The sequence below is a fragment of the Methylobacterium sp. 17Sr1-1 genome (assembly GCF_003173775.1).
Taxonomy (GTDB): Bacteria; Pseudomonadota; Alphaproteobacteria; order Rhizobiales; family Beijerinckiaceae; genus Methylobacterium.
This window is the reverse complement of sequence record NZ_CP029552.1, coordinates 1,848,832-1,870,377: the sequence shown is the minus strand read 5'-3', so window position 1 is coordinate 1,870,377 and position 21,546 is coordinate 1,848,832. Positions and strand designations below refer to the sequence as shown.

General features: G+C 71.5%; 19 protein-coding genes. 10 read left to right on the top strand and 9 right to left on the bottom strand.

Annotated elements, in window-relative coordinates; translation table 11 throughout:
• Positions 1 to 582 precede the first annotated feature (582 nt).
• Positions 583 to 2,871 (top strand): EAL domain-containing protein, encoded by a 2,289-nt coding sequence (locus DK412_RS08400; protein ID WP_109971582.1) that lies wholly within the window; start codon positions 583 to 585, stop codon positions 2,869 to 2,871.
• Between the two features lie 248 nt (positions 2,872 to 3,119).
• Here the strand turns inward: DK412_RS08400 and DK412_RS08395 are convergent, their stop codons facing one another.
• Complete coding sequence (locus DK412_RS08395; protein ID WP_109971581.1) at positions 3,120 to 4,154, bottom strand: DMT family transporter; 1,035 nt, start codon at positions 4,152 to 4,154, stop codon at positions 3,120 to 3,122.
• Positions 4,155 to 4,276: 122 nt separating this feature from the next.
• Positions 4,277 to 4,987, bottom strand: a complete 711-nt coding sequence (locus tag DK412_RS08390) for a hypothetical protein (protein WP_162596153.1) — start codon at positions 4,985 to 4,987, stop codon at positions 4,277 to 4,279.
• A 465-nt stretch (positions 4,988 to 5,452) separates the two neighbouring features.
• On the opposite strand from DK412_RS08390, the gene DK412_RS08385 reads away from it, so the two are divergent.
• The 4 genes from DK412_RS08385 to DK412_RS08370 all read left to right on the top strand — a co-directional run bounded on the left by DK412_RS08385 (position 5,453) and on the right by DK412_RS08370 (position 11,726).
• On the top strand, positions 5,453 to 6,277 hold the full coding sequence (locus DK412_RS08385) for an FAD binding domain-containing protein (protein ID WP_109971579.1): 825 nt from the start codon (positions 5,453 to 5,455) through the stop codon (positions 6,275 to 6,277).
• The gene (locus tag DK412_RS08380; protein ID WP_109971578.1) at positions 6,274 to 9,003 is read left to right on the top strand and encodes a molybdopterin cofactor-binding domain-containing protein; all 2,730 of its coding nucleotides are present in this window, start codon (positions 6,274 to 6,276) and stop codon (positions 9,001 to 9,003) included. Before DK412_RS08385 ends, DK412_RS08380 begins: the two co-directional genes overlap by 4 nt.
• Entirely contained in the window at positions 8,994 to 10,349 is a 1,356-nt protein-coding gene (locus DK412_RS08375; protein WP_109971577.1) for an NCS2 family permease, read from the top strand. Before DK412_RS08380 ends, DK412_RS08375 begins: the two co-directional genes overlap by 10 nt.
• Before the next feature lie 192 nt (positions 10,350 to 10,541).
• Positions 10,542 to 11,726 (top strand): cupin domain-containing protein, encoded by a 1,185-nt coding sequence (locus DK412_RS08370; RefSeq protein ID WP_109971576.1) that lies wholly within the window; start codon positions 10,542 to 10,544, stop codon positions 11,724 to 11,726.
• 74 nt (positions 11,727 to 11,800) lie between these two features.
• Here DK412_RS08370 and lexA read toward each other — a convergent pair whose 3' ends face one another.
• The 4 genes from lexA to rpsT form a co-directional block, all read right to left on the bottom strand.
• A complete protein-coding gene (gene lexA, locus DK412_RS08365) occupies positions 11,801 to 12,568 on the bottom strand; it encodes a transcriptional repressor LexA (protein WP_109971575.1) in 768 nt (255 codons plus the stop codon).
• Positions 12,569 to 12,756: 188 nt separating this feature from the next.
• On the bottom strand, positions 12,757 to 13,035 hold the full coding sequence (locus tag DK412_RS08360) for a hypothetical protein (RefSeq protein ID WP_109971574.1): 279 nt from the start codon (positions 13,033 to 13,035) through the stop codon (positions 12,757 to 12,759).
• Positions 13,036 to 13,333: 298 nt separating this feature from the next.
• Complete coding sequence (locus tag DK412_RS08355; protein ID WP_245447481.1) at positions 13,334 to 14,503, bottom strand: tlde1 domain-containing protein; 1,170 nt, start codon at positions 14,501 to 14,503, stop codon at positions 13,334 to 13,336.
• 763 nt (positions 14,504 to 15,266) lie between these two features.
• A complete protein-coding gene (gene rpsT / locus DK412_RS08350; protein ID WP_093567557.1) occupies positions 15,267 to 15,542 on the bottom strand; it encodes a 30S ribosomal protein S20 in 276 nt (91 codons plus the stop codon).
• Positions 15,543 to 15,771: 229 nt separating this feature from the next.
• Here rpsT and DK412_RS08345 point away from each other — a divergent pair, with 229 nt between their 5' ends.
• The 4 genes from DK412_RS08345 (at position 15,772) to DK412_RS08330 (ending at position 19,309) form a co-directional block, all read left to right on the top strand.
• Positions 15,772 to 15,987 (top strand): hypothetical protein, encoded by a 216-nt coding sequence (locus DK412_RS08345; protein WP_093567558.1) that lies wholly within the window; start codon positions 15,772 to 15,774, stop codon positions 15,985 to 15,987.
• A gap of 92 nt (positions 15,988 to 16,079) precedes the next feature.
• Positions 16,080 to 16,787: a 7-cyano-7-deazaguanine synthase QueC gene (queC, locus tag DK412_RS08340; RefSeq protein ID WP_109971573.1), complete on the top strand. Its 708-nt coding sequence runs from the start codon at positions 16,080 to 16,082 to the stop codon at positions 16,785 to 16,787.
• A 64-nt stretch (positions 16,788 to 16,851) separates the two neighbouring features.
• Positions 16,852 to 18,018 carry an acetyl-CoA acetyltransferase gene (locus DK412_RS08335; RefSeq protein WP_109971572.1) on the top strand — a complete coding sequence of 389 codons (1,167 nt, stop codon included), beginning with the start codon at positions 16,852 to 16,854 and terminating at the stop codon, positions 18,016 to 18,018.
• A 25-nt stretch (positions 18,019 to 18,043) separates the two neighbouring features.
• Entirely contained in the window at positions 18,044 to 19,309 is a 1,266-nt protein-coding gene (locus DK412_RS08330; RefSeq protein ID WP_109971571.1) for an MFS transporter, read from the top strand.
• Positions 19,310 to 19,311: 2 nt separating this feature from the next.
• Here DK412_RS08330 and DK412_RS08325 read toward each other — a convergent pair whose 3' ends face one another.
• From DK412_RS08325 to DK412_RS08315, 3 genes are read right to left on the bottom strand one after another with little or no spacing between them, the layout of a single operon-like run.
• Positions 19,312 to 19,947, bottom strand: a complete 636-nt coding sequence (locus DK412_RS08325) for a hypothetical protein (protein ID WP_109971570.1) — start codon at positions 19,945 to 19,947, stop codon at positions 19,312 to 19,314.
• The gene (locus tag DK412_RS08320; protein ID WP_109971569.1) at positions 19,944 to 20,390 is read right to left on the bottom strand and encodes a RusA family crossover junction endodeoxyribonuclease; all 447 of its coding nucleotides are present in this window, start codon (positions 20,388 to 20,390) and stop codon (positions 19,944 to 19,946) included. Before DK412_RS08320 ends, DK412_RS08325 begins: the two co-directional genes overlap by 4 nt.
• 47 nt (positions 20,391 to 20,437) lie before the next feature.
• Positions 20,438 to 20,710 carry a BolA family protein gene (locus DK412_RS08315; protein ID WP_093567562.1) on the bottom strand — a complete coding sequence of 91 codons (273 nt, stop codon included), beginning with the start codon at positions 20,708 to 20,710 and terminating at the stop codon, positions 20,438 to 20,440.
• Positions 20,711 to 20,844: 134 nt separating this feature from the next.
• On the opposite strand from DK412_RS08315, the gene DK412_RS08310 reads away from it, so the two are divergent.
• Positions 20,845 to 21,468 (top strand): DnaJ domain-containing protein, encoded by a 624-nt coding sequence (locus tag DK412_RS08310; protein WP_093567563.1) that lies wholly within the window; start codon positions 20,845 to 20,847, stop codon positions 21,466 to 21,468.
• The last annotated feature ends 78 nt before the right edge of the window (positions 21,469 to 21,546 follow it).

The window sequence follows — 21,546 nt, the reverse complement described above, 5'->3', positions numbered from 1 at the left end:
CGCTGGCGGCGGGGTGGCATATCGGCCGACTCAGCTTGGCCGGTGACCGGACCGACGACCACGCTCCATTGCCGGCTCAGCCACAGACGTCTCGAATACGCTGCTTCATCTCGCCGCGGCGCCCGGGAAGACGCCGGCAGGACGTGGGCGGCCGAGGCCGCGGAGGACGCGGCAGCCGGAACAGGCCCGTCGATCAATTCGAGCACGATCGACTACGTCGACAACTCGACCCCCAGTTGTGGGGCGCCTCACACGTGCAGGATCGACCTGCAACATCGATGAGTCGATCGGAGTTTCCGCCACCTTCGGTTGTATGACCCTGCATCGACTTGCATCGGCGGTGAACGCCAGGTGATTTGTCGTGCGGTGATCCGCCGGCAGGCTCTCACGGCACGATCTCGACCAGGCTATACAAGCAACAAACCGTCCGGACCTCCAAGACGATCATCAGTCGAGGCGCTGAAATCCCAAGCTATGCCATTGTCTCGGCACCCGGAATCGTCGGAATGGTGCGGCGAGATTCAGATAGCGATAACTTTCGCATTGCATAGTGCGGCGACCGAAGCCGCTGGACGAGCCGGGATGACCCTGCACCTCAAGCAATTTCCTCGATTCCTGGCGGAGCGCCGCGGGCCCGTGATCCTCGGCCTGGTCGTGGTGGCGCTGCTGTGGATCGGCGTCGCGGTCAAGCACCGGGGCGACGTCCGGGACGCGGTGCAGGACTCCGAGCGCACCACGCACAACTTCGCGATGGTGTTCGAGGAGAACGTGCTGCGCTCGATCGGTGAGATCGACAAGTCCCTGCTCTACATGCGCCGCAGCATCGAGAACCGCGCCGGCCGGGAGGATTACGGCACGATCGTCAACACGACCGACCTCCTGAGCGAGATCATCGTGCAGGTGGCGATCATCGGGCCGGACGGGGTGATGCGGGCGACCAATGCCGGGCCCCAACCGCCGCCGGCGACCGATCTCAGCGACCGCGACCACTTCCGGATCCACGTCGAGAGCCCCGACGACGTGCTCTACATCAGCCGCCCGGTGATCGGGCGAGCGAGCGGCCGGGTCTCGGTCCAGTTCAGCCGGCGCTTCCTCGGGCCGGACGGGCGCTTCGGCGGCGTGGTCGTGGCCTCGCTCAACCCCAGCCACCTGACCCAGTTCTACGACAAGATCGACCTCGGCACCCCGGCCTCGATCTCGCTCATCGGCAGCGACGGGGTGGTGCGTTCGAGCGGCGGCGTCGGCGGCGGCTTCGGGGTCGGCGCCGACCTCACCCGGACCGAGACCTACCAGAAGATCCGCTCGGGCCGGTCCGGCACCTTCACCCTCGAGATGCCGGACGGGGCCGAGAGCCGGCTGGTGACGATCCGCAAGGTGCGCGAGCAGCCCCTGTGGGTGAGCGTCAGCGTGCCGGAAGCCGAGATCTTCAAGGACGCCCGCGCCACCCTGCGGACCGACGCCCTTCTGGCGGCCCTGCTGACGCTCCTCGTCGGGATCGCGGTGGAGAAGCTCCTGCGCATCGAGGCCAAGCGTTCCGAGGCCGAGGCCCGGGTCGTGCGCCTGGCCTCCCTCGATCCCCTGACCGACCTGCCGAACCGCCGGGTGTTCCGCGCCTCCCTCGAGGCGCGGGCCGAGGCCGCGCGGGCGGCGCCGGGGGCGCCCTACGCGGTGATGTTCCTCGACCTCGACCGCTTCAAGCTCGTCAACGACACCCTCGGCCACAAGGTCGGCGACCACCTGCTGCAGGCGGTGGGCGACCGGCTCGCCGCCACCCTCGCCCCCGGCCAGATGCTGGCGCGGCTCGGCGGCGACGAATTCGCGCTGCTCGTGCCCCGCGCCGGCGACCGGCCGGCGCTCGAGGCGATGGCGCAGGCCATCGCCGCGGCGGTCCTGGCGCCCTTCGAGATCGGCAGCCACCAGATCCGCTGCAGCGTCAGCATCGGCATCGCGGTCGGGCCGCAGGACGGCGCAACCGCCGACGACATCCTGATCGCCGCCGACCTCGCGCTCTACGCCGTCAAGGCGGGCAAGCGCGGCACGGTCCGGTTCTACGACCGGCAGATGAGCGAGGGGCTGGAGGAGCGCCGCCAGCTCGAGAGCGACCTGCGCCGGGCGATCGAGCGCGGCGAACTGGAGCTGCACTACCAGCCCTCCGTCGTGCTCAAGACCGGCGAGATCGCCGGGTTCGAGGCGCTGGCGCGCTGGCGCCATCCGGTGCGGGGCAACGTGCCGCCAGCGCTGTTCATCTCCATCGCCGAGGAATGCGGCCTGATCCACGCCATCGGCGAGTGGTCCCTGACCGAGGCCTGCCGCCAGGCCGTGACCTGGCCCGAGCGGCTGAAGATCGCCGTGAACCTGTCGCCGGTGCAGTTCACCGGCCCCGACCTCGTCGGGACGGTGCGCGGGGTGCTGGAGCGGACCGGCCTGCCGGCCCACCGCCTCGAGCTCGAGATCACCGAGCAGATGCTGCTCGACAGCGGCGAGGGCACGCTCGCGATCCTGCGCGACCTCAAGGCGCTCGGCCTGCACGTGGCGATGGACGATTTCGGCACCGGCTACTCCTCGCTGAACTACCTGAGGAGCTTCCCGTTCGACCGCATCAAGGTCGACCGCAGCTTCGTCACCGGGCTCGGCACGGGGGCGCAGAACGCCGCGATCGTCCGGGCGGTCATCGACGTCGCCCGGGTGCTCGGCATGCGCACCACCGCCGAGGGCATCGAGACGGCCGACCAGCAGCGCGTCCTGGCCCTGCTCGGCTGCGACGAGGTCCAGGGCTACCTGTTCAGCCGCCCGGTGCCGGCCGGTGAGACGCAGGCGCTGATCGCGCGCTGGAGCGCCGAGCATCAGAAGGCGAAGACGTTGGCGGCGTGAATGGGGGGCCGGGCGGCGCAGGCAGAACTTGCCGCGTGGCCGTCACGCAACCGGCGGAGCGCTGGCGTCAGATGCCAGGCGGTCCGTTGTCATCAGCCAGCTCCCCCTTTCCCGGACGATTGCAGCGTCAGCGGAAGGAGAGCCGGGAAAGGGCGAGCCTTACGAAGATCCCGCAGCCCGTGCGACATGCGTGAGCCACGGTGTCGTGTACGGCGGGAGAGAGAAGAATCCGCACCTCGTTTGTCTATTCAAGTGCTTGCGGCCGACTGTGAGCCTCGCGCCGCAGAATCCCTCGACAAACCGAGCACCGCGGGCCGGTGCAGGCGGACCACCTCCGGGCGGGCGAGCCGCGGAGGGGCGCTGGCGCGCCGGCGGGTCCAGGTCTCGTGCCAGAGGAGGAGCGCACCGGCCGCCACCACGATCGCGCCGCCGACGACGAGGTGCGGGGTCGGGACCTCGCCGAAGGCGAGGTAGCCGAGCCCCATCCCCCAGACCAGCATCAGGTAGTAGAACGGCGACACCGCGGTCGCCGGGGCCGAGGCGAGCGCCCGGGTCCAGAGATACTGCGCGCCGACGTTGGAGGCGCCGAGCAGCCCGAACAGGGCGGCGTCGGGCCCGCTCGGCCAGCGGAAGCCGAAGACCAGCAGCAGTGCGTGGGCCGCCGCCATCACGGCCATCTGCCAGATCAGCAGCGTGCCGGCCGTCTCGGTCTTGGCCATGCCCCGCACCGCCACCGTGACGGTGCCGTACATCACCGCGTTGCCCAGCGCGAACAGCGCCCCGACCTGGAGCGAGTCGGCGCCCGGATTGGTTACCACCAGCACGCCGAGGAAGCCGACGATCAGCACGCCCCAGCGCACCGGGTCCGACGCCTCCTTGTGCCAGAGGATCGCCACCACGGCCGCGAAGAGCGGGGCCGAGAAGCCGATCGCCGTGACGCCGGCGAGCGGCATCAGCCCGAGCGCCAGCACCGTCAGCGTCTGGGAGACCGCCTGCGACAGCCCGCGGGCGACGTGGGCCCCCGGCCGCTTGGTGCGAAACACCCCGAGCCCCGTCGCCGGCAGCAGGAAGGCGCAGACCAGCCCGAAGGCGATCCCGGAGCGCAGGAACATCACCTCGCCGACCGGGTAATGGCCGACGAGGTGCTTCGAGACCGCGTTCGACAGGGTCAGCAGCACCGTCGCGCCGATCATCAGCGCAATGCCCAGGGGGATGTTGTCGGCGGGGCGGGCGGCCTGCGCCGGCGCCCGATCGGGGGCCGGGGCGCGCGGGGCGCTCTGCATGGGGGGATCTCCGGCGCAAGACGACTCATCCGGCGGAAACGGGCACCCGCCCGCCGCCGGTGCGGCACGATTCGACGAGGTGAGGCGGCGCCCGTGCGTCGGGCGCCGCCCGCGCAGGCGGGTCAGCCGGCCGGCGGCGGGGCGGCGGGGACGGCCTCCGCCTGGGCGCTCATGAACCAGGGCTTCACGCCGACGCCGCGGCGCAGGGAGTACATGTAGAAGATCGGCATGGTGGCCGGGAACAGGTCGCGGAACTCGCTGCCGTTGAAGGTGACGAACACCGCCTCCGGGAAGGCCGCCGCCATGGCGGTCTTCTCGATCATGTTCATGCGGTAATAGTCGAGGGCACCCTGCTCGGTGGAGCCCTCGCCGCGGTACCACTTGGCCGCGCAGGCGATCAGGCTCGCCAGGATCTCGCCGGAGGGCTCCTCCGCGGGCGCGTCCGCCCCGATCTCGCGGGCGAAGGCGACGACGTCGCTGAGCCGGGCGCTCGCGAAGCCGCGGGCCTGCGCGGCGGCATCGATGGCGCCGAAATAGGCATCCGCCGCCGCGGCCGGGTGCCCGTTCAAGGCGGCGTGGGTGTCGGTGAAGACCAGCCGGAACACCGCTCCCGGCGCGTAGGCCTGGCGCACCCGCTCGGCCATCTGCCCGAGATAGTCGAGGCAGGCGAGATCGGGCGCGGCGATCTCGGCCCGCGGGCCCTTGCCCCAGTACAGCACGAATTCGAGCGGGCGCCCGGCCGCGACCGCGGCCGCGACCGCCGGCACCAGCCGCTCGGGATTGCCGGGCTGTTCGCGCTTGAAAGCCCAGGTGTTGAACGACTTAATTATCAACTCAGGATTGAATTGAGGCGCCCGTTTCCCGCCGGGGCGAATTGTCCTTCGCGTCGACGTCAAGTCGAACCGCGGCGCCTCGGACGTGATGAGATCCGCATCGCTTGGAGAAGCCGATCGCATGTCTTTCGTCCCCGTATCTCTCCACAACGTAAAGCCGCAAGTAAACTTTTCTAGCTTCGGCATGACGGCGACCTGTTCATCGTCCCGAGATGCGCGATAAGTGGGTTAACGACTTGCTAAAGTCAATCAAATTGCTAACAAATATTTAAAAGCTCCACAGGGAGACGGTTCGCCGGCTTCATCCGCGCCGCGACCCGGGCCGGGGTGGCGCGCGGCCGGCCCCGGTCCGCCCGGGACACTTTCCGGGACGCTGTCCGGACCCCTGCCCATTGGACGCGATCTTGCCTTAGGGTAGTCGCGGCCCCGTCCGGGGGCGCAGGCGGGAGGCGCGCGCGACGGCTCATGGACCTCAACAGCATCACGGAGGTTGTGGCGCCCCGCGCCCGGGCCGGCCTGCCGGCCTGGCGGCCGGGCGATGCCTGGCTCGCCGGCGGAACCTGGCTCTTTTCCGAGCCGCAGGAGGGGGTGAGCCGGCTGGTCGACCTGCCCTCCCTCGGCTGGGCGCCCTTCACGGTCACCGAGGCGGGCCTGCGGATCGCCGCGACCTGCACCATCGCGGCCCTCGACCGGATCGAGCTGCCGGCCGCCTTCACCGCCGCGCCCCTGGTCGGGCTCTGCTGCCGGGCGCTGCTCGGCTCGTTCAAGGTCTGGAACGCCGCGACCGTCGGCGGCAATCTCTGCCTCGCGCTTCCCGCCGGGCCGATGATCGCCCTCGCGGTCGCCCTCGACGGCCTTGCCCTGATCTGGACGCCGGATGGCGGCGAGCGGACCCTGCCCGTCCGCGACCTGGTGCGCGGGCCGCAGGAGACGGCGCTCGCGCCCGGCGAGATCCTGCGGGAGATTGTTTTGCCCGCGGCGGCCTTGCGGCGGCGCGCCGCCTTCCGGCGCCTCTCCCTCAGTCCCAACGGACGCTCCGGCGCGCTCACCATCGCCACCCTGGACCCGTCCGGCGCCTTCGCCCTCACGGTGACGGCCGCGACCCGGCGCCCGGTGCGGATCGACCGTCCCGCCCTGCCGGAGGCCGGGGCGCTGGCGGCGGCGCTCGATGCCGCGATCCCCGCCGGCCTCTGGTACGACGACGTCCACGGGGCGCCGGACTGGCGCCGCCACGTCACCGGGCTCCTCGCCGAGGAGGCCCGGGCCGAGCTCATGGGGGGCGGCGCATGAGGCTGACGGTCAACGGAACGGTGCACGAGGCCGAACCCCGCCCCGGGCAATGCCTGCGCACCCTGCTGCGCGAGCTCGGCTGGTTCGGGGTCAAGAAGGGCTGCGACGCCGGCGATTGCGGCGCCTGCACGGTGCATGTCGACGGCGAGCCGCTGCATTCCTGCCTGGTGCCCGCCTTCCGGGCGGCGGAGCGCAGCATCACGACAGTCGAGGGGCTCGCCGGCCCCTGCGCGCCGGATAGCGGCGTGCCCGACGCCCTGCACCCCGTGCAGGCGGCCTTCGTCGCCGCGCAAGCGTTCCAGTGCGGCTTCTGCACCTCCGGGATGGTGATGACGGCGGCGGCCCTCGACCAGGGCCAGCGCCGGGATCTGCCGGCGGCGCTGAAGGGCAACCTCTGCCGCTGCACGGGCTACCGGTCGATCGCCGACGCGATCGCGGGGATCGATGGAGTTATCCCACAGGCCTGCGGGCACAGTGCGCCGGCCCCGGCCAGCGCCGCCCTGGTGACCGGCCGGGCGCGCTACACCCTCGACCTCGACGTGCCCGGCGCCCTGCATCTCAAGGTGCTGCGCTCGCCCCACGCCCATGCCCGCGTCCTGCGCATCGACGCCAGCGCCGCCCTGGCGCTCCCCGGGGTGGTGCGGGTGCTCACCCATGCCGACGCGCCGGACCGGCTCTTCTCCACCGCCCGCCACCAGAACCCCGGCGACGATGCCAGCGACACGAGGGTGCTCGATCCCGTGCTGCGCTTCGTCGGCCAGCGCGTCGCGGCGGTGCTCGCCGAGAGCGAGGCGGCGGCCGAGGCCGGCTGCCGGGCCCTGCGCGTCGACTACGCGGTGCTGCCGGCCTGCCTCGACCCCGAGCGCGCCCTCGACCCCGACGCAGCCCTCGTCCACGGCGCACGCCCGACCGGCGAGGACGCGCCGCCGCTCCACCCCCATCCCAACCTCGCCGCCGAGGCCCATGGCGAGGTCGGCGACGTCGCGGCCGGCCTCGCCGCGGCGGAGGTGGTGCACGAGGGCACCTATACCTCGCAGCGGATCCAGCACGCGCATCTCGAGACCCACGCGGCGATCGGCTGGCGCGATCCGGACGGGCGGCTCGTCCTGCGCTCCAGCACCCAGGTGCCGTTCCTCACCCGCGACGCGCTGTGCGCCCTGTTCGATCTCCCGCGCGAGGACGTCCGGGTCGAGTGCGGCCGGGTCGGCGGCGGCTTCGGGGCTAAGCAGGAGATGCTGACCGAGGACCTGGTGGCGCTCGCCGTGCTGGCGACCGGCCGGCCGGTGCGCTGGGAACTGACCCGCGCCGAGCAGTTCGCCGCCACCACCACCCGCCACCCGATGCGGGTGCGGGTGCGCCTCGGCGCGCGCCGCGACGGCACCCTGACGGCGATCGCCCTCGACGTGCTGTCGAATACCGGCGCCTACGGCAACCATGCCGGCGGCGTGCTGCATCACGGCTGCAACGAGGTGATCGCGGTCTATCGCTGCGCCAACAAGCGGGTCGACGGCTACGCCGTCCACACCCACACCCTGCCGGCCGGGGCGTTTCGCGGCTACGGGCTGAGCCAGACCATCTTCGCGGTCGAATCCGCCATGGACGAGCTCGCTCGGGCGCTCGACCTCGATCCGTTCGAGCTGCGGCGGCGCAACGTGATCCGCCCCGGCGACCCGATGGTCTCGACGAGCCTGGAGCCGCACGACGTCCGATACGGCAGCTACGGCCTCGACCAATGCCTCGACCGGGTCGCGGAGGCCCTGTCCGCGTCCCCTCCCCCGGGGAGGCCGGGCTGGCGCACGGGATCCGGCATGGCCTTGTCGATGATCGACACGATCCCGCCCCGCGGTCATTTCGCGCAAAGCCGCATCGCCCTCGGCGAGCACGGGCGCTACGCCTTGAGCGTCGGCACGGTCGAGTTCGGCAACGGCACCTCGACGGTGCACGGCCAGATCGCCGCGGAAGCGTTGGGCACCACGCCGGACCGGATCGCCCTGCGCCAGGGCGACACCGACGCGGTCGGGCACGATACCGGCGCCTATGGCAGCACCGGCATCGTGGTGGCGGGCCAGGCCACCTTGCGCGCCGCGGACAGCTTGGCCGCGACCTTGCGCGAGCGCGCCGCCGCCCGCCTCGGGGTCGATCCCGCCGCCTGCCGGCTCGACGGCGCGTTCGCCGTCTCGGGCGAGGCGCGGGTGCCGCTCGCCGATCTCGGCCCCGCGGAGGCGGTCGGTCACGCCGACGGCACCCCGCGCTCGGTGGCGTTCAACGTCCAGGGCTTCCAGGTCGCGGTGCATCCGGGGACGGGCGAGGTGCGCATCCTCCGGAGCGTCCACGCGGCGGATGCCGGACGGGTGATGAACCCGGTGCAGTGCCGCGGCCAGATCGAGGGCGGCGTCGCCCAGGCGCTCGGCGCGGCGCTCTACGAGGATCTGCGGGTCGACGGCGAGGGCCGCGTCGCGACCCCGTCCTTCCGCACCTACCACATCCCGGCCATCGCCGACGTGCCCCGCACCGAGGTGATCTTCGCCGACACCCACGACGCGATCGGGCCGCTCGGCGCCAAGTCGATGAGCGAGAGCCCGTTCAACCCTGTGGCGGCGGCGCTCGCCAACGCCATCCGGGACGCGACCGGCGCGCGGCTGACCGCGACGCCCTTCGCCCCCGACCGGATCTACCGACAGATCAGCGACGCGACCCAGAGCGGCGAGGAGGAGCAATGGACCTGAAGCGCGACGACCGGCTGACCCGATCGACCGGTCCCTCTCACGAAGGGTTCCTGGAGCGCACCTTCGCGCTCTCGGCCCACGGCACCACCGTGCGCACGGAGCTGCTCGCCGGGCTGACCACCTTCCTGACGATGGCCTACATCATCTTCGTCAACCCCAACATCCTGGGCGATGCCGGGATGCCGAAGGGCGCGGTGTTCGTCGCCACCTGCCTCGTCGCGGCGATCGGCTCGCTGGTGATGGCGTTCTACGCCAACTACCCGATCGCGCTCGCCCCCGGCATGGGGCTCAACGCCTACTTCGCCTACGTGGTGGTGCTCCAGATGGGCTACACCTGGCAGGCGGCGCTCGGGGCGGTGTTCATCTCCGGCCTGCTCTTCATGGTCGTCACCCTGACGGGCCTGCGCCGGATCATCGTCGAAGGCATCCCGCGCTCGATGCGCATCGCCATCACGGTCGGCATCGGACTGTTCCTCGCGATCATCGCGCTCAAGAGCGCCGGCGTGGTGGCGGCGAGCCCGGCGACCTTCGTCACCCTCGGCGACCTGCACAAGCCGAGCACGGTGCTGGCGGTGCTGGGCTTCCTGATCGTCGCCGTGCTCTCGGTGCGCAAGGTGCGGGGCGCGCTGCTGGCCGGCATCCTGACGGTCACGGCGTTGAGCTTCGTCGTCGCCGACAACACCTTCCAGGGCGTCGCGTCGCTGCCGCCCTCGATCGCCCCGACCCTGTTCGCCCTCGACATCACCGGCGCCCTGTCGGGCGGGTTGCTCAACGTGATCCTGGTGTTCTTCCTGGTCGAGCTCTTCGACGCCACCGGCACGCTGATGGGCGTCGCCAACCGGGCGGGCCTCCTCACGGAGGGCAAGATGGAGCGCCTCGACAAGGCCTTGATGGCGGATTCGTCGTCGATCTTCGTCGGCTCGCTGCTGGGCACGTCGAGCACCACGGCGTATCTCGAGAGCGCGTCCGGCGTCGAGGAGGGCGGGCGCACCGGGCTCACCGCCGCGACCGTGGCTTTCCTGTTCCTCGCCTGCCTGTTCTTCGCGCCGCTCGCCGGCTCGGTCCCGGCCTACGCCACGGCGCCGGCCCTGTTCTACGTCGCCTGCCTGATGCTGCACGAGCTGGTCGATCTCGACTGGGACGACCTGACCGAGGTGCTGCCGGCCTGCGTCACCGCGCTGCTCATGCCCTTCACCTACTCGATCGCCAACGGCGTCGCCTTCGGCTTCATCACCTACGCGGTGATCAAGCTGCTCACCGGCCGTTTCCGCGACGTGAAGCCGGTGGTGTGGGTGATCGCGGGCGTATTCCTGTTCAAGTTCGTGGCGACGGGCAGCGCGCATTGAGGGGGGTGGAAGTCGTGACAGCCTCCGGCTCGCCGATCGACTTCCGGAAACCGCCACTGGGAAGTCGAATCACCGGTTAAGTGTCCCTCAAACGAAGGACGCCCAGTCGAGCCGGAACGCTGATCATGCATGCGGGCGCCCGGGCCGAGCGGGACTCGTCGCGACATCGCGCCCTTTCGTCGAGAGGGCTTCATGGACCAGACCAGCCGCCGCGTCTTCCTCGGAACCCTGGCCGCGGGCGGCAGCTTCGCCGTCGGCGGCGCCTTCGCCGCCACGGACGACGGTCACGCCGCCGGCGCCGACGTCGCCCCCGCCGGCACCTTCCTGCGCACGATCCCCCGCAAGGCCGGTGCGCCGCCGGCCTTCACCATCTCGCTCGATGCCGGCCCGATCAAGGCGACCTCGGGCGGCTGGGCCCGGGACGTCACGACGCGCCAGCTCCCCATCGCCACCGGGATCGCCGGCGCGCACCTGTTCCTCAACCCGGGCGGCGTGCGCGAGATGCATTGGCACAGCTCGGCGGAGTGGGGCTACATCGTCGCCGGGCATTGCCAGGCGACGGTGATCGACGCCGCGGGCGAGATGGAGGTCGTCAACTTCGCGCCCGGGGACACCTGGTACTTTCCCGGCGGCCACGCCCACGCGATCCAGGCCCTCGGGACCGATCCGTGCCACGCGATCCTCGCCTTCGACGACGGCCTCTACGGTGAGCACGGCACCTTCGGGCTCTCCGACTGGATGAGCCGCCTCGACCCGGCGATCCTCGGCCACGCCCTCGGCGTGCCGGAGGCGACGCTGGCGGCGCTTCCCCCGGGCGAGACCTACATCATGCAGGGGCCCGTCCTGCCCCTCGACGGCCCGGCCGCGCGGGCCGAGCGGCCTCTCGCGCCGTCACGGTCGCATCGCTACGGGCTGGCGGGGAGCGACACGATCGTGGATGCCGCCGGCAGCACGATGCGGGTGGCGCCCGCGAGCGCCTTCCCGGTCTCGGCGGGGATGACCGGCCTTCTCGTGCGGCTCGCGCCCGGTGCGATCCACACCCCGCACTGGCATCCGGGCGCGAACGAGTGGCACTACGTCCTGCGGGGGCGCACCCGCGTGACCCTGTTCGGGCCGGACAAGCGCCTAGCCGTGGCCGAGCTGGGCCCGGGCGACTGCGCCTACATTCCGCGGGCCTGCGGACACTCCGTCGAGAATATCGGGACCGGAACGGCCGAGCTCGTCGGCGTGCACGACAGCGGGGTCTACAGCGAGTCGTCATTGGCGGGCTGGCTCGCCCAGGCGCCGCGCCACCTGCTCGCCGCCAATCTCGGCCTTGACGAACAGGCCGCCGCCAGCTTCCCGACGGCGTCGCGGGTCTTCAGCCGGACCGTCTGAGCGCGCGGGCGGCTCACGAGGATTGCGAACGCAGGACGGGGCGGACCGGCCTCCGGTCCGCCCCGTCCTGTCCCTCAATATTTCCGGACGAGGCTCACCAGCCGGCCCTGGATCCGCACCCGGTCCGGCCCGAGCACCCGGGTCTCGTAGGCCGGGTTGGCGGCTTCGAGCGCGATCGAGGAGCCGCGGCGACGCAGGCGCTTGAGGGTCGCCTCCTCGTCGTCGATCAGCGCCACGATGATGTCGCCGGTATTGGCGGTCTCCTGGCGGCGGATCACCACGAGGTCGCCGTCGAGGATGCCGGCCTCGATCATCGAGTCGCCGCGCACCTCGAGCGCGTAGTGCTCGCCGCTGGCGAGGAAGTCCGGCGACATCGCCACCGAGCGGCTCTGGCTCTGGATCGCCGAGATCGGCGTACCGGCGGCGATCCGGCCCATCACCGGCACGCTGACCGACTGGCCGTTCTCGTCCGACGCCGTGGCCATCGCGGGGATGCCGGCGGGCCGCTTCGGCTCGTGGGCGCGCCCGCCCTCGACCACGCTGGGGTTGAACCGCAGCACCTCGGCGCCGGATCCAAGGCCTCCGGATCCATGCCCTGCGGGCGCGGCCGCCACGGGCCCGGTCACCGCGTCGGGGATGCGGATCACCTCGATCGCCCGGGCCCGGTTCGGCAGGCGGCGCAGGAAGCCCCGCTCCTCCAGGGCCGTGATCAGGCGGTGGATGCCCGATTTCGACTTGAGATCGAGGGCGTCCTTCATCTCGTCGAAGGACGGGGGGACGCCCGTCTCGCGCATTCTCTGCTGAATGAAGCGGAGCAGGTCCAACTGCTTACGCGTGAGCATGTGACACTCTCATCCCCGCGCTGTCGCGCTCCGGAAACAAACCACGAACATGGTAAGCGTTCCGCAAGTGTTCCGCAAGCGGGTCTCGAACTGCGGCGGGAGAACGCAGCAGAGGGAAGAGATCCGGGTCAATTCGGGCGATGTCGGGCAGGCAAACCGCACCTCGCGAGCAGCGGAACGACGCTCTGCTAGCGCCGGGCGGGCTCCGGCTCGCGGGCGAAGAGCGGGTTCGGCGGCGGCTCCGCGGTCGCGGAGAGCGGCCGGTGGAACGCGTCCGCCAGGGAATCGACGTGGACCGGGGGAGCGACCGCGCCGTCGGTGCTTGCGGCGGGGGCCGGGGGCGGGCCGGCGATGACCTGGGGCAGCCGCAGGCCGCCGGGGCCGACCGTGGTCTGCTGCGCCTGCGCCAGCGCCGGCGCGGGGAGCAGGAGAACCGCCACGATGCCAGCCCCCAGGATCGACTTCATCCGACGCTCTCCTCTCGTTGAGGGGCGTGTACACGCGAGACGCCGACTGGTTCCGCCGGATCCGGCCCGACTCGGGGGAGCTGTTCGAGTCGGCAGGCCGAAGTCAAACCCTCTGCGTCATCCCGGGGCCGCGCAGCGGAACCCGGAAGCCATAGCCGCTAACGAGGCAGGATGATGCGGCGACCGATCCCGTCTCGTTCTCCGATGTCGGCGGTGATGGATCCCGGGTTCCACTGCGTGGCCCCGGGATGACGCGGAGGGTGTCAAGTTCCGTCGAGGGCCGATCGAACTGGCTCTCTCAGCCCCGTGTCGCCCGATCCGACGGCCCGCCCCGCCCGATCCGCGGCAGGTCGCTCGCGCCGCTGCCCGGCACCACGACGAGGCGGCGGACCTCGCCGCGCAGGAAGGCCTGCAAAAAGCGGTCGTAGTTGCGGAACGAGACGCAGCCGTTCGAGGCGCCGCTCGGGCCGAGCATGTAGGTATGGGCGAGCAGCCCGACCCGGTTGTGGATGGCGCCGCTGCCGCCGACCGGGTTGAGCCGGATCGCCCGGACGCCGTGGAACAGCGCCTCGCGCTCGGTGAGATCGTAGGTGCCGGGCGGCGTGGCGCCGCGCATCTTCAGGTGGACGTTGCGCGGATCGTCCATGTGCGGCCCGAGGCCGGAATGCGCCTCCAGCGACTCGCCGCTCGGCAGGGTCACGGTGCGGGCGCTGATGTCGTAGACCGCGATGCCGGGGCTGGCGCTCAGGCGCGGCCGCGGGCTCGGATCGAGGCCGCCGGGGGCCGCGTAGGCGAGGGTCTGCGTCGGGGCGCTCGCCCCCCCTCCCCCGAAGATCCGGTCGAACAGCGACGGCTCCTCCGGCAGCGCGGCCTTGAACACGCTCTGGGTCGAGGCCATGGCCTGCGTGGAACGCCGCGGCACGCGGGTCGCCAGCACGGTCGGCGCGGGCCGCGCCTCGGAGGGGCGCAGCTCGGGCGGGCGCGGCACCGGCAGGGGTACGGCGACGAGCGGCGTGGTGGCGGGCTGCACCGCCGCGGACGGCGCGGCCTCGCGCGGCTCGGCATCGGGGCGCAGGGCCGCGAGCGGCGAGAGGTCCCGCTCGACGAGGGCGGCCGGCGCGGCCTCGGCGAGGCGCTGCGGCGCGGGGACCGGAGTCGCGGCCGCGGCGAGCGGGTGCGACTCGGCCGGACCCTCGCGGGTGAAGCCCGCCGCGTCGCCCCCGAGGGTCGGCACCGGCGCGAGCATCCAGCCGAGCTCGGCCGGGGAGATGCGCGCCTCGCGCAGCGGCGCGACCGGATCCGCCACGAGGCCCGCCACCGGGGGCCGGGCCGCCTCGCGCGGCATCAGGCCGGCGGCGGCGCCGATGCCGCCGAGCACGGCGGCGATGCCGAGAAGCCGCCGGTTGCGGCGGCGGCGGCGGAGGGAGCCCGGGGCGAGGCGACCGGACGAATACGCGACGAGGTCCATGCGGCCTGTACTCGATGGCTTGTCCCGCACGGGCCCGCCCGGCCGGCCGCCGGCGCGCGAGCGCCCGACGGGCCGGTGAGATCGGCCGTTTAGGAAAGGATCAACCTTAAGCCCTCGTATTGAGCGGCCTCTTGGTTAATCCCGGCTAAATGACACCGGCCAAATTCCAAGAATTCGTGGCACGCTGATGGCGAGAAGGGTCGGCGGCTCTCGGGCCGGGCGACCGTCGCCACCCCGCTTCGGTATGCCCCGATGCGAGGCGGGCAAGTCTGTCCGGGGAAAAGGACGAGGCGGGGGAACTCCCCTCTCCCCGACAGATCCCGGGCTTGCCCGGGATCTGCAAGCAACAGACGAAGTCGGGCAAGCCCGACTTCTCGCGGGGAGAGGCCTGAGCTCCGAAGGGGCTCAGGGAGCAGCGAACCGAAGGTTCGCCGCGAGGGTGAGGGGGTCTCGACGCGCGAGGCTCCTCCGGAAACACCCCCTCACCCTCGCTCCGGCTTTCGCCTCCGCTTGCCGTATCGCCTGAACGGCGACACGGCCCTCTCCCCGCCCACGTGGAGAGGTGAAACCCGTGCCACTTCTTTTTCCCGGACAGCAGGGGGGCGTGCGGCAATTTCCTCGGACCACGCGCCCTCGTCGGATGCAGACACGAAAAAGCCCGGCGCGCAGGCCGGGCCATTTCCTCTCGTCTCTCGGACCGGTCACGCCGTGGCGGCGCGGATCCGCGAGGCCGAACGTTCGGCGGTCACTCAGGCACCAGGCGTTACGCCTGGGCGGCCTGCAGGCCCTTCACGCGGGCGGCGAGGCGCGAGACCTTCCGCGAGGCGGTGTTCTTGTGCACGATCCCCTTCTGGGACGCGCGCATGATCTCCGGCTCGGCGGTCCGCAGGGCGGTCAGCGCGATGCCGTGATCGCCGGCCTCGATCGCCTCCTCGACCTTGCGGATGAAGGTGCGCATGCGGCTGCGGCGCGAGCGGTTGACTGCCGTACGCTTGGCAATCTTGCGGGTCATCTTCTTGGCCGACACGGTGTTGGCCATCGGCGTTCCTCATTCAAAAAGGCGAGGCCCGAGCGATCCCGGCGGGATCGTGGCGTCGCGTGTCAGGGCATGGAAGCACGGGCAACCCGCCGGGCGAAAGCCCGCAGGTCCGCGAGCCGCGGTCTATAGACGCGAGCGGCCGGAACGTCAACGCCGGACCCGAAAGCCGGCTTCGGAACGCTCTTCCCGCTCAATGGTTGAGGTTCTAACATCTCCAAGGGAGTTCAGCATGATCCGGTCCGCTTCCCTCCTCGCCGCCGGCCTCCTCGCGGTCTCGTTCGTCGCGGTGCCGCACCAGGCCGAGGCCAAGGGCTGCATCAAGGGCGCGATCGTCGGCGGGCTCGCCGGCAAGGCGGTCGGCCACGGCAAGGCCGGCGCGGCGGCCGGCTGCGCGGTCGGCCACCACAACGCCAACAAGAAGGCGAGCCAGGCGCAGGGCCAGTAGCACACGCGAGGGCCATTAGGCTTGCGCGACGCTCCGGGCGTATAGGGAGGGCGGTCCCGGGGACGGGGCCGCCCTCTTCTGTTGGAGCCCGCATGACCTCGTCCGACGGTGCCCTGGTGCTGTTCTCCGGCGGGCAGGATTCGTCCACCTGCCTTGCCTGGGCCCTCGACCGCTTCGACCGCGTCGAGACCCTCGGCTTCGATTACGGTCAGCGCCACCGGATCGAGCTCGCGTGCCGTGCCGCCTTGCGCGCCGAGATGACCCGGATCGTGCCCGCCTTCGCCGGGCGCCTGGGCGACGACCACACCCTGAGCCTGGACGCCCTCGGGGCGGTCTCCGAGACCGCGCTGACCCGGGACACCGCCATCGCCATGGAGGCGGGCGGCCTGCCCAACACCTTCGTGCCGGGCCGCAACCTCGTCTTCCTCACCTTCGCGGCGGCTTTGGCCTACCGGCGGGGCCTGCGCCACATCGTCGGCGGCATGTGCGAGACGGATTTTTCGGGCTATCCCGATTGCCGCGACGACACGATCAAGGCGTTGCAGGTCGCGCTCAATCTCGGCATGGACCGCCGCTTCGTGCTGCACACGCCCCTGATGTGGATCGACAAGGCCGAGACCTGGCGGATGGCCCGCGACCTCGGCGGCGAGGCGCTGGTCGACCTCATCGTGCGCGAGAGCCACACCTGCTACCTCGGCGAGCGTGGCGCCCTCCACCCCTGGGGCCACGGCTGCGGCACCTGCCCCGCCTGCTCGTTGCGCGCCGCCGGCTATGCGCGCTTCCGCGCCGAGGATGCGTGAGCAGCGCTTGCGGGCAGTCCTTCCGTTGCGCACATTGCACCGCAAACACCGGGAGGAGAGAATCATGACCGCCTGCATCGTCGGCTGGAGCCACACGCCCTTCGGCAAGCACGACGCCGAAACCGTCGAGAGCCTGATCGTCCGCGTCGCCAACGAGGCGATGGCCCATGCGGGGATCGGCCCGCAAGACGTCGACGAGATCGTGCTCGGCCACTACAATGCCGGCTTCACCCCGCAGGACTTCACCGCCTCCCTGGTTCTTCAGGCCGATGACGGGTTCCGGTTCAAGCCGGCGACCCGGGTCGAGAATGCCTGCGCCACCGGTTCGGCGGCGGTGCACCAGGGCATCAAGACCATCGAGGCCAAGCGCGCCCGGGTGGTGCTGGTGGTCGGCGTCGAGCAGATGACCCGCACGCCGGGCCCCGAGATCGGCCGCACCCTGCTGAAGGCCTCCTACCTGCCGGAGGACGGCGACAACCCGGCAGGCTTCGCCGGCGTGTTCGGCAACATCGCCGGCGCCTATTTCCAGCGCCACGGCGACCAGTCCGACGCGCTCGCGATGATCGCCGCCAAGAACCACCATAACGGCGTCCAGAACCCCTACGCGCAGATGCGCAAGGACCTCGGCTTCGAGTTCTGCCGCACCGAATCGGACAAGAACCCCTTCGTCGCCGGTCCGCTCAAGCGCACCGACTGCTCGCTGGTCTCGGACGGCGCCGCGGCCGTGGTCCTCGCCGACACCGAGACGGCCTTGCGGATGCGCCGCGCCGTCGCCTTCCGGGCCACCGCCCACGCGCAGGACTTCCTGCCGATGTCGAAGCGCGACGTGCTGAAGTTCGAGGGCGCCGCCACCGCCTGGGCGAAGGCTCTGGGCCAGGCCGGCATCACCCTCGATGATCTCTCGCTCGTCGAGACGCATGACTGCTTCACCGTCGCCGAGCTCATCGAGTACGAGGCGATGGGCCTGACCAAGGAGGGCCGCGGCGCCGACGCGATCCGCGAGGGCTGGACCACCAAGGAGGGCAAGCTGCCGGTCAACCCGTCCGGCGGCCTGAAGGCCAAGGGCCACCCGATCGGCGCCACCGGCGTGTCGATGCATGCCCTCTCGGCGATGCAGCTCGTCGGCGAGGCCGGCGGCATGCAGATCCCCGACGCGACGCTCGCCGGCGTGTTCAACATGGGCGGCGTCGCGGTGGCGAACTACGTCAGCGTGCTCGAGCGCATCAAGTAACCGCAGAAGACGGAGCGGCAGGACCGTGACATCCTTCCTGGTCCTGCTGCTCACCTACACGATCAGCCAGTTCGACCGCGGCTTCCTCGCGATGGTCGCGCCCGATCTCGGGCCCGACCTCGGCCTCCAGCCCTCCGACCTCGCGCTCCTGTCGGCGGGCTGGTTCCTGGCCTTCGCGGCGGGCCAGGTGCCGACCGGGCTCCTCCTCGACCGGGTCGGGCCGCGGCGCACCGTGGCGGGGTTCCTGGTCGTCGCCGCCCTCGGGGCGGCCTGCCTCGGGCTCGCGCAAGGGTTTTCCGGTGCCGCCGCCGCGATGGCGCTGATCGGGCTCGGCTGCGCGCCGGCGCTGATGGGCGGGCTGTACCTGTTCGGGCGGGTCTATCCGCCCGAACGCTTCGCCATGCTCTCGTCGCTGATGATCGGCCTCGGCACGGCGGGCGACCTCTTGGGCTCGACGCCGCTGGCGCTGGCGAGCCACGCGCTCGGCTGGCGCGCGATCCTGTTCGGGCTCTCTGCCGTCACCGTGGCGGCGGCCGGGCTGGTGCTGTGGCTGATCGTCGATCCGCCGCGCCTCGCCGACCCGCCCCGGACCTCGGTCTGGCACGGCTTCGCCGAGGTCGCGCGGATGCGGGCCCTGTGGCCGGTCTTCCCCGTCGTGTTCGTCAGCTACGCCGTCGTCATCGCCACCCGCTCGCTCTGGGTGGGCTCCTATCTCGGCAGCGTCCACGGCCTCGATGCGCTCCAGCGCGGCAACGGCACCCTCGCGATGAGCGCCGCGATGGCGGCGGGCGCCATCGGCTACGGTCCGCTGGAGCGCCTGGTGCGCGACCCGAAGCGCACGGCGCTCGGCGGCTGCCTCGTCACCGGCCTCTCGCTCGCCGCCCTCGGCCTGCTCGGCGGCGGCTCGACGGCGCTGGCGGTCGCCCTGCTGGCGCTGACCGGCGCGGCGGGCCTGAGCTACGGCATCCTGATGGCCCATGCCCGGCGATTTTTCCCCGCCCACCTGCTCGGACGCGGCGTCGCCTTCATGAACATCGTCTTCATGGGCGGGGCGGCGGCGTTGCAGGGGCTCTCGGCCCTGTTCGTGCTGGGCACCGGCGGGCTTTCTCCGGACGCGCTCTACGGCCGCCTGTTCCTGGCCTACGGGCTGGCGTTGCTGGCGGCCACGGCGGTGTATGCGTTCGCGCCGCGGAAGCCGGCGTACGAGCGGGCGGAGACGGTGCGCGATGGTCAGGGCGCGGGAGATCCGCGCCCGAGTGGGCAGCGCGTCCCGCTCGAAGATACACCCTGACCTCAGGCCAAATGCCGAAGCGTGTCACAGGCTTGGGCCAGGGCCTCGAACTCGACGCGACTCGGCGGTTCGCTCCCGGATCCGTCCTGCGTGAGCCTGTCGCCGACCGCGAGTGCGGCGAGGCATTGATCGACCAAGGGCTCCGGCAGGACGCCGCGGAAGCTCAACTCCTCGACGAGGCGCCGGGCAGGAGCGTCGGCGAGCCGCACACCATAAGCCCGCGCGACGCCCCGCAAGATCGCGGCGAGAATCGGCAGGAGAGACAGGCATGCGACATCGAGCAGCCCAGCCTCGGCCGCCGCCCGTGCTTTCGCGATGAGAGGCCCGTGGTCGGATGGCGGGGGCCCGTCCTCGTCGGCGAGCACGATCAGTTCGAAGCGCCAATCAGGTCGGCCAGACACCCGCTCCGCGAGACCGACGAGGTCGTTCGAGCCCTTGAGGGTGGCATGGCGCTTGATCTCGACCACGACGTTGTCCGTGGCGCTGTGGGCGACGAGATCGGGGGCCGTGTCCCGCATGAAGTCCGGGAGTTGGCGCGGCTCCGGCCGCTCGACGACGTCGTAGCCGAGGCTCCGGTATTGGCGGGCGATTCGCTTCTGGGCCCGGATCTCGGCGGAGCGATCGGATTTCGGCCTCATCCCAGATCCTCCTGCCCGCGGCTCCGCCATAGGCGGATATGCAGGAACTCGTCACCGCCAGAGAATGCCACCGCGAGCGGCAGGGACATAGACCGAACCACGAACCGGCCGTTGATGTTGCGCCAGTTCGAGGTAGCGTCCTTCACCTGACGGTCGTTGCTGTAGGCAATGCCCTGGATCGCGTCCTGGATCGGCTTCAGCAAGTTGTCGCGGTCGGCGATCCGGCGCTCGGAGTAGTGGGTGACGCGTAGCTCCAAGTCGCCGCCGAAGGGCTGCTGCGAGGCGGGCCATGCTGCGGTCGCTGCAGCCGAGACTTTCGCCTTCCACGCCTGGAGCGATGCGCGTCTCAGCGCCTGGGCCGAGACCGGGCGCCCGACGACGCAGAACTCGAAATCCGGTCGGCGGACATCATCGGGACGGTCACGAGCCGGCGGGGGCGGCATGCACGGGTCACCTCAAGGGCGATACGGATCGCTCTCGCCTCCCCGATCTACCCCGCCTCCCCCGGCGTCCGCGCCCGCAGGGCCAGGGCGTGCAGGCCGCGCTTGAAGGCGTCGTCGAGGAGCGCGTTCACCATGCGGTGGCGCTCGACCCGGCTCTTTCCCTCGAAGGCCGCCGACACCACATCCAGACGGAAGTGAGTTTCCCCCCCCTCCCGCCAGCCGGAATGGCCGGCATGCTGGTGTGATTCGTCGACGACGCTGAGCGCCGTCGGCGCCAGCCGCTCCTCCAGCGTCGTCCTGATCCAGTCGCTCAGGCTCATCGCGCACCCGTCCTTAACCTGCTTCGGATCGAGTGACCGGAGCGGGCCCCGCCCGTCAAGCCGTCCGGTTCCGCCTGCGGCATCAGGCCCGAAGCCCTTGTGCCCGTCCCGCCGCCCCTCATAATCGCCCCATCATGGATCTGAACTCGCCCCTGTTCGACCGCATCCGCATCCGGCCCTCCTGCGACGAGCCGAAGAAGGCCGAGGGTCCGGCCTGCGAACGGCCGGGCTGCACCCAGCCCGGGCTGCACAAGGCGCCCAAGGGGCGCAAGCAGGAGGGCCAGTACTGGCGCTTCTGCATGCAGCACGTGCGCGAGTACAACGCGTCCTACAACTACTTCGACGGGATGAACGACGCCGCCGTCCAGGCCTACCAGAAGGACGCGGTAATCGGGCACCGCCCGACCTGGACGATGGGGGTCAATCCCGGCGGGAAGACCGGCCCGAAGCCGGACGCGGCCCAGCGCGACTGGGACTACGTCGATCCCCTCGGCATCCTGCGCGGCGAGGGCGCCGGCCCGGCCTCGCGCCGCGCCCGGGCGGAGCCGCCGCCGCCACGCTACTCCGCCCCGGTGCGCAAGGCCCTCGACGTGCTCGGCCTCGACGAGAGCGCCGATCCGGCCGCCGTGAAGGCGCAGTACAAGGTGCTGGTGAAGCGCTTCCACCCCGACGCCAACGGCGGCGACCGCTCGTTCGAGGACCGCCTGCGCGACATCATCAAGGCCCACGATACCCTGCGGGCCGCCGGCCTGTGCTGACGCGAGGGGGCGAATCCGGGCGGGCACGGATCTCGCATCCCTGATCCGCGGCGGGGGGGCTCGAAACCGGGCGTCTCG

Excerpts from the sequence above, each read along its gene's own strand:
- DK412_RS08400 (WP_109971582.1), top strand. The coding sequence starts at position 583 with ATGACCCTGCACCTCAAGCAATTTCCTCGATTCCTGGCGGAGCGCCGC.
- DK412_RS08395 (WP_109971581.1), bottom strand. The coding sequence starts at position 4,154 with ATGCAGAGCGCCCCGCGCGCCCCGGCCCCCGATCGGGCGCCGGCGCAG.
- DK412_RS08385 (WP_109971579.1), top strand. The coding sequence starts at position 5,453 with ATGGACCTCAACAGCATCACGGAGGTTGTGGCGCCCCGCGCCCGGGCC.
- DK412_RS08380 (WP_109971578.1), top strand. The coding sequence starts at position 6,274 with ATGAGGCTGACGGTCAACGGAACGGTGCACGAGGCCGAACCCCGCCCC.
- DK412_RS08375 (WP_109971577.1), top strand. The coding sequence starts at position 8,994 with ATGGACCTGAAGCGCGACGACCGGCTGACCCGATCGACCGGTCCCTCT.
- DK412_RS08370 (WP_109971576.1), top strand. The coding sequence starts at position 10,542 with ATGGACCAGACCAGCCGCCGCGTCTTCCTCGGAACCCTGGCCGCGGGC.
- lexA (WP_109971575.1), bottom strand. The coding sequence starts at position 12,568 with ATGCTCACGCGTAAGCAGTTGGACCTGCTCCGCTTCATTCAGCAGAGA.
- DK412_RS08360 (WP_109971574.1), bottom strand. The coding sequence starts at position 13,035 with ATGAAGTCGATCCTGGGGGCTGGCATCGTGGCGGTTCTCCTGCTCCCC.
- DK412_RS08355 (WP_245447481.1), bottom strand. The coding sequence starts at position 14,503 with ATGGACCTCGTCGCGTATTCGTCCGGTCGCCTCGCCCCGGGCTCCCTC.
- rpsT (WP_093567557.1), bottom strand. The coding sequence starts at position 15,542 with ATGGCCAACACCGTGTCGGCCAAGAAGATGACCCGCAAGATTGCCAAG.
- DK412_RS08345 (WP_093567558.1), top strand. The coding sequence starts at position 15,772 with ATGATCCGGTCCGCTTCCCTCCTCGCCGCCGGCCTCCTCGCGGTCTCG.
- queC (WP_109971573.1), top strand. The coding sequence starts at position 16,080 with ATGACCTCGTCCGACGGTGCCCTGGTGCTGTTCTCCGGCGGGCAGGAT.
- DK412_RS08335 (WP_109971572.1), top strand. The coding sequence starts at position 16,852 with ATGACCGCCTGCATCGTCGGCTGGAGCCACACGCCCTTCGGCAAGCAC.
- DK412_RS08325 (WP_109971570.1), bottom strand. The coding sequence starts at position 19,947 with ATGAGGCCGAAATCCGATCGCTCCGCCGAGATCCGGGCCCAGAAGCGA.
- DK412_RS08320 (WP_109971569.1), bottom strand. The coding sequence starts at position 20,390 with ATGCCGCCCCCGCCGGCTCGTGACCGTCCCGATGATGTCCGCCGACCG.
- DK412_RS08315 (WP_093567562.1), bottom strand. The coding sequence starts at position 20,710 with ATGAGCCTGAGCGACTGGATCAGGACGACGCTGGAGGAGCGGCTGGCG.
- DK412_RS08310 (WP_093567563.1), top strand. The coding sequence starts at position 20,845 with ATGGATCTGAACTCGCCCCTGTTCGACCGCATCCGCATCCGGCCCTCC.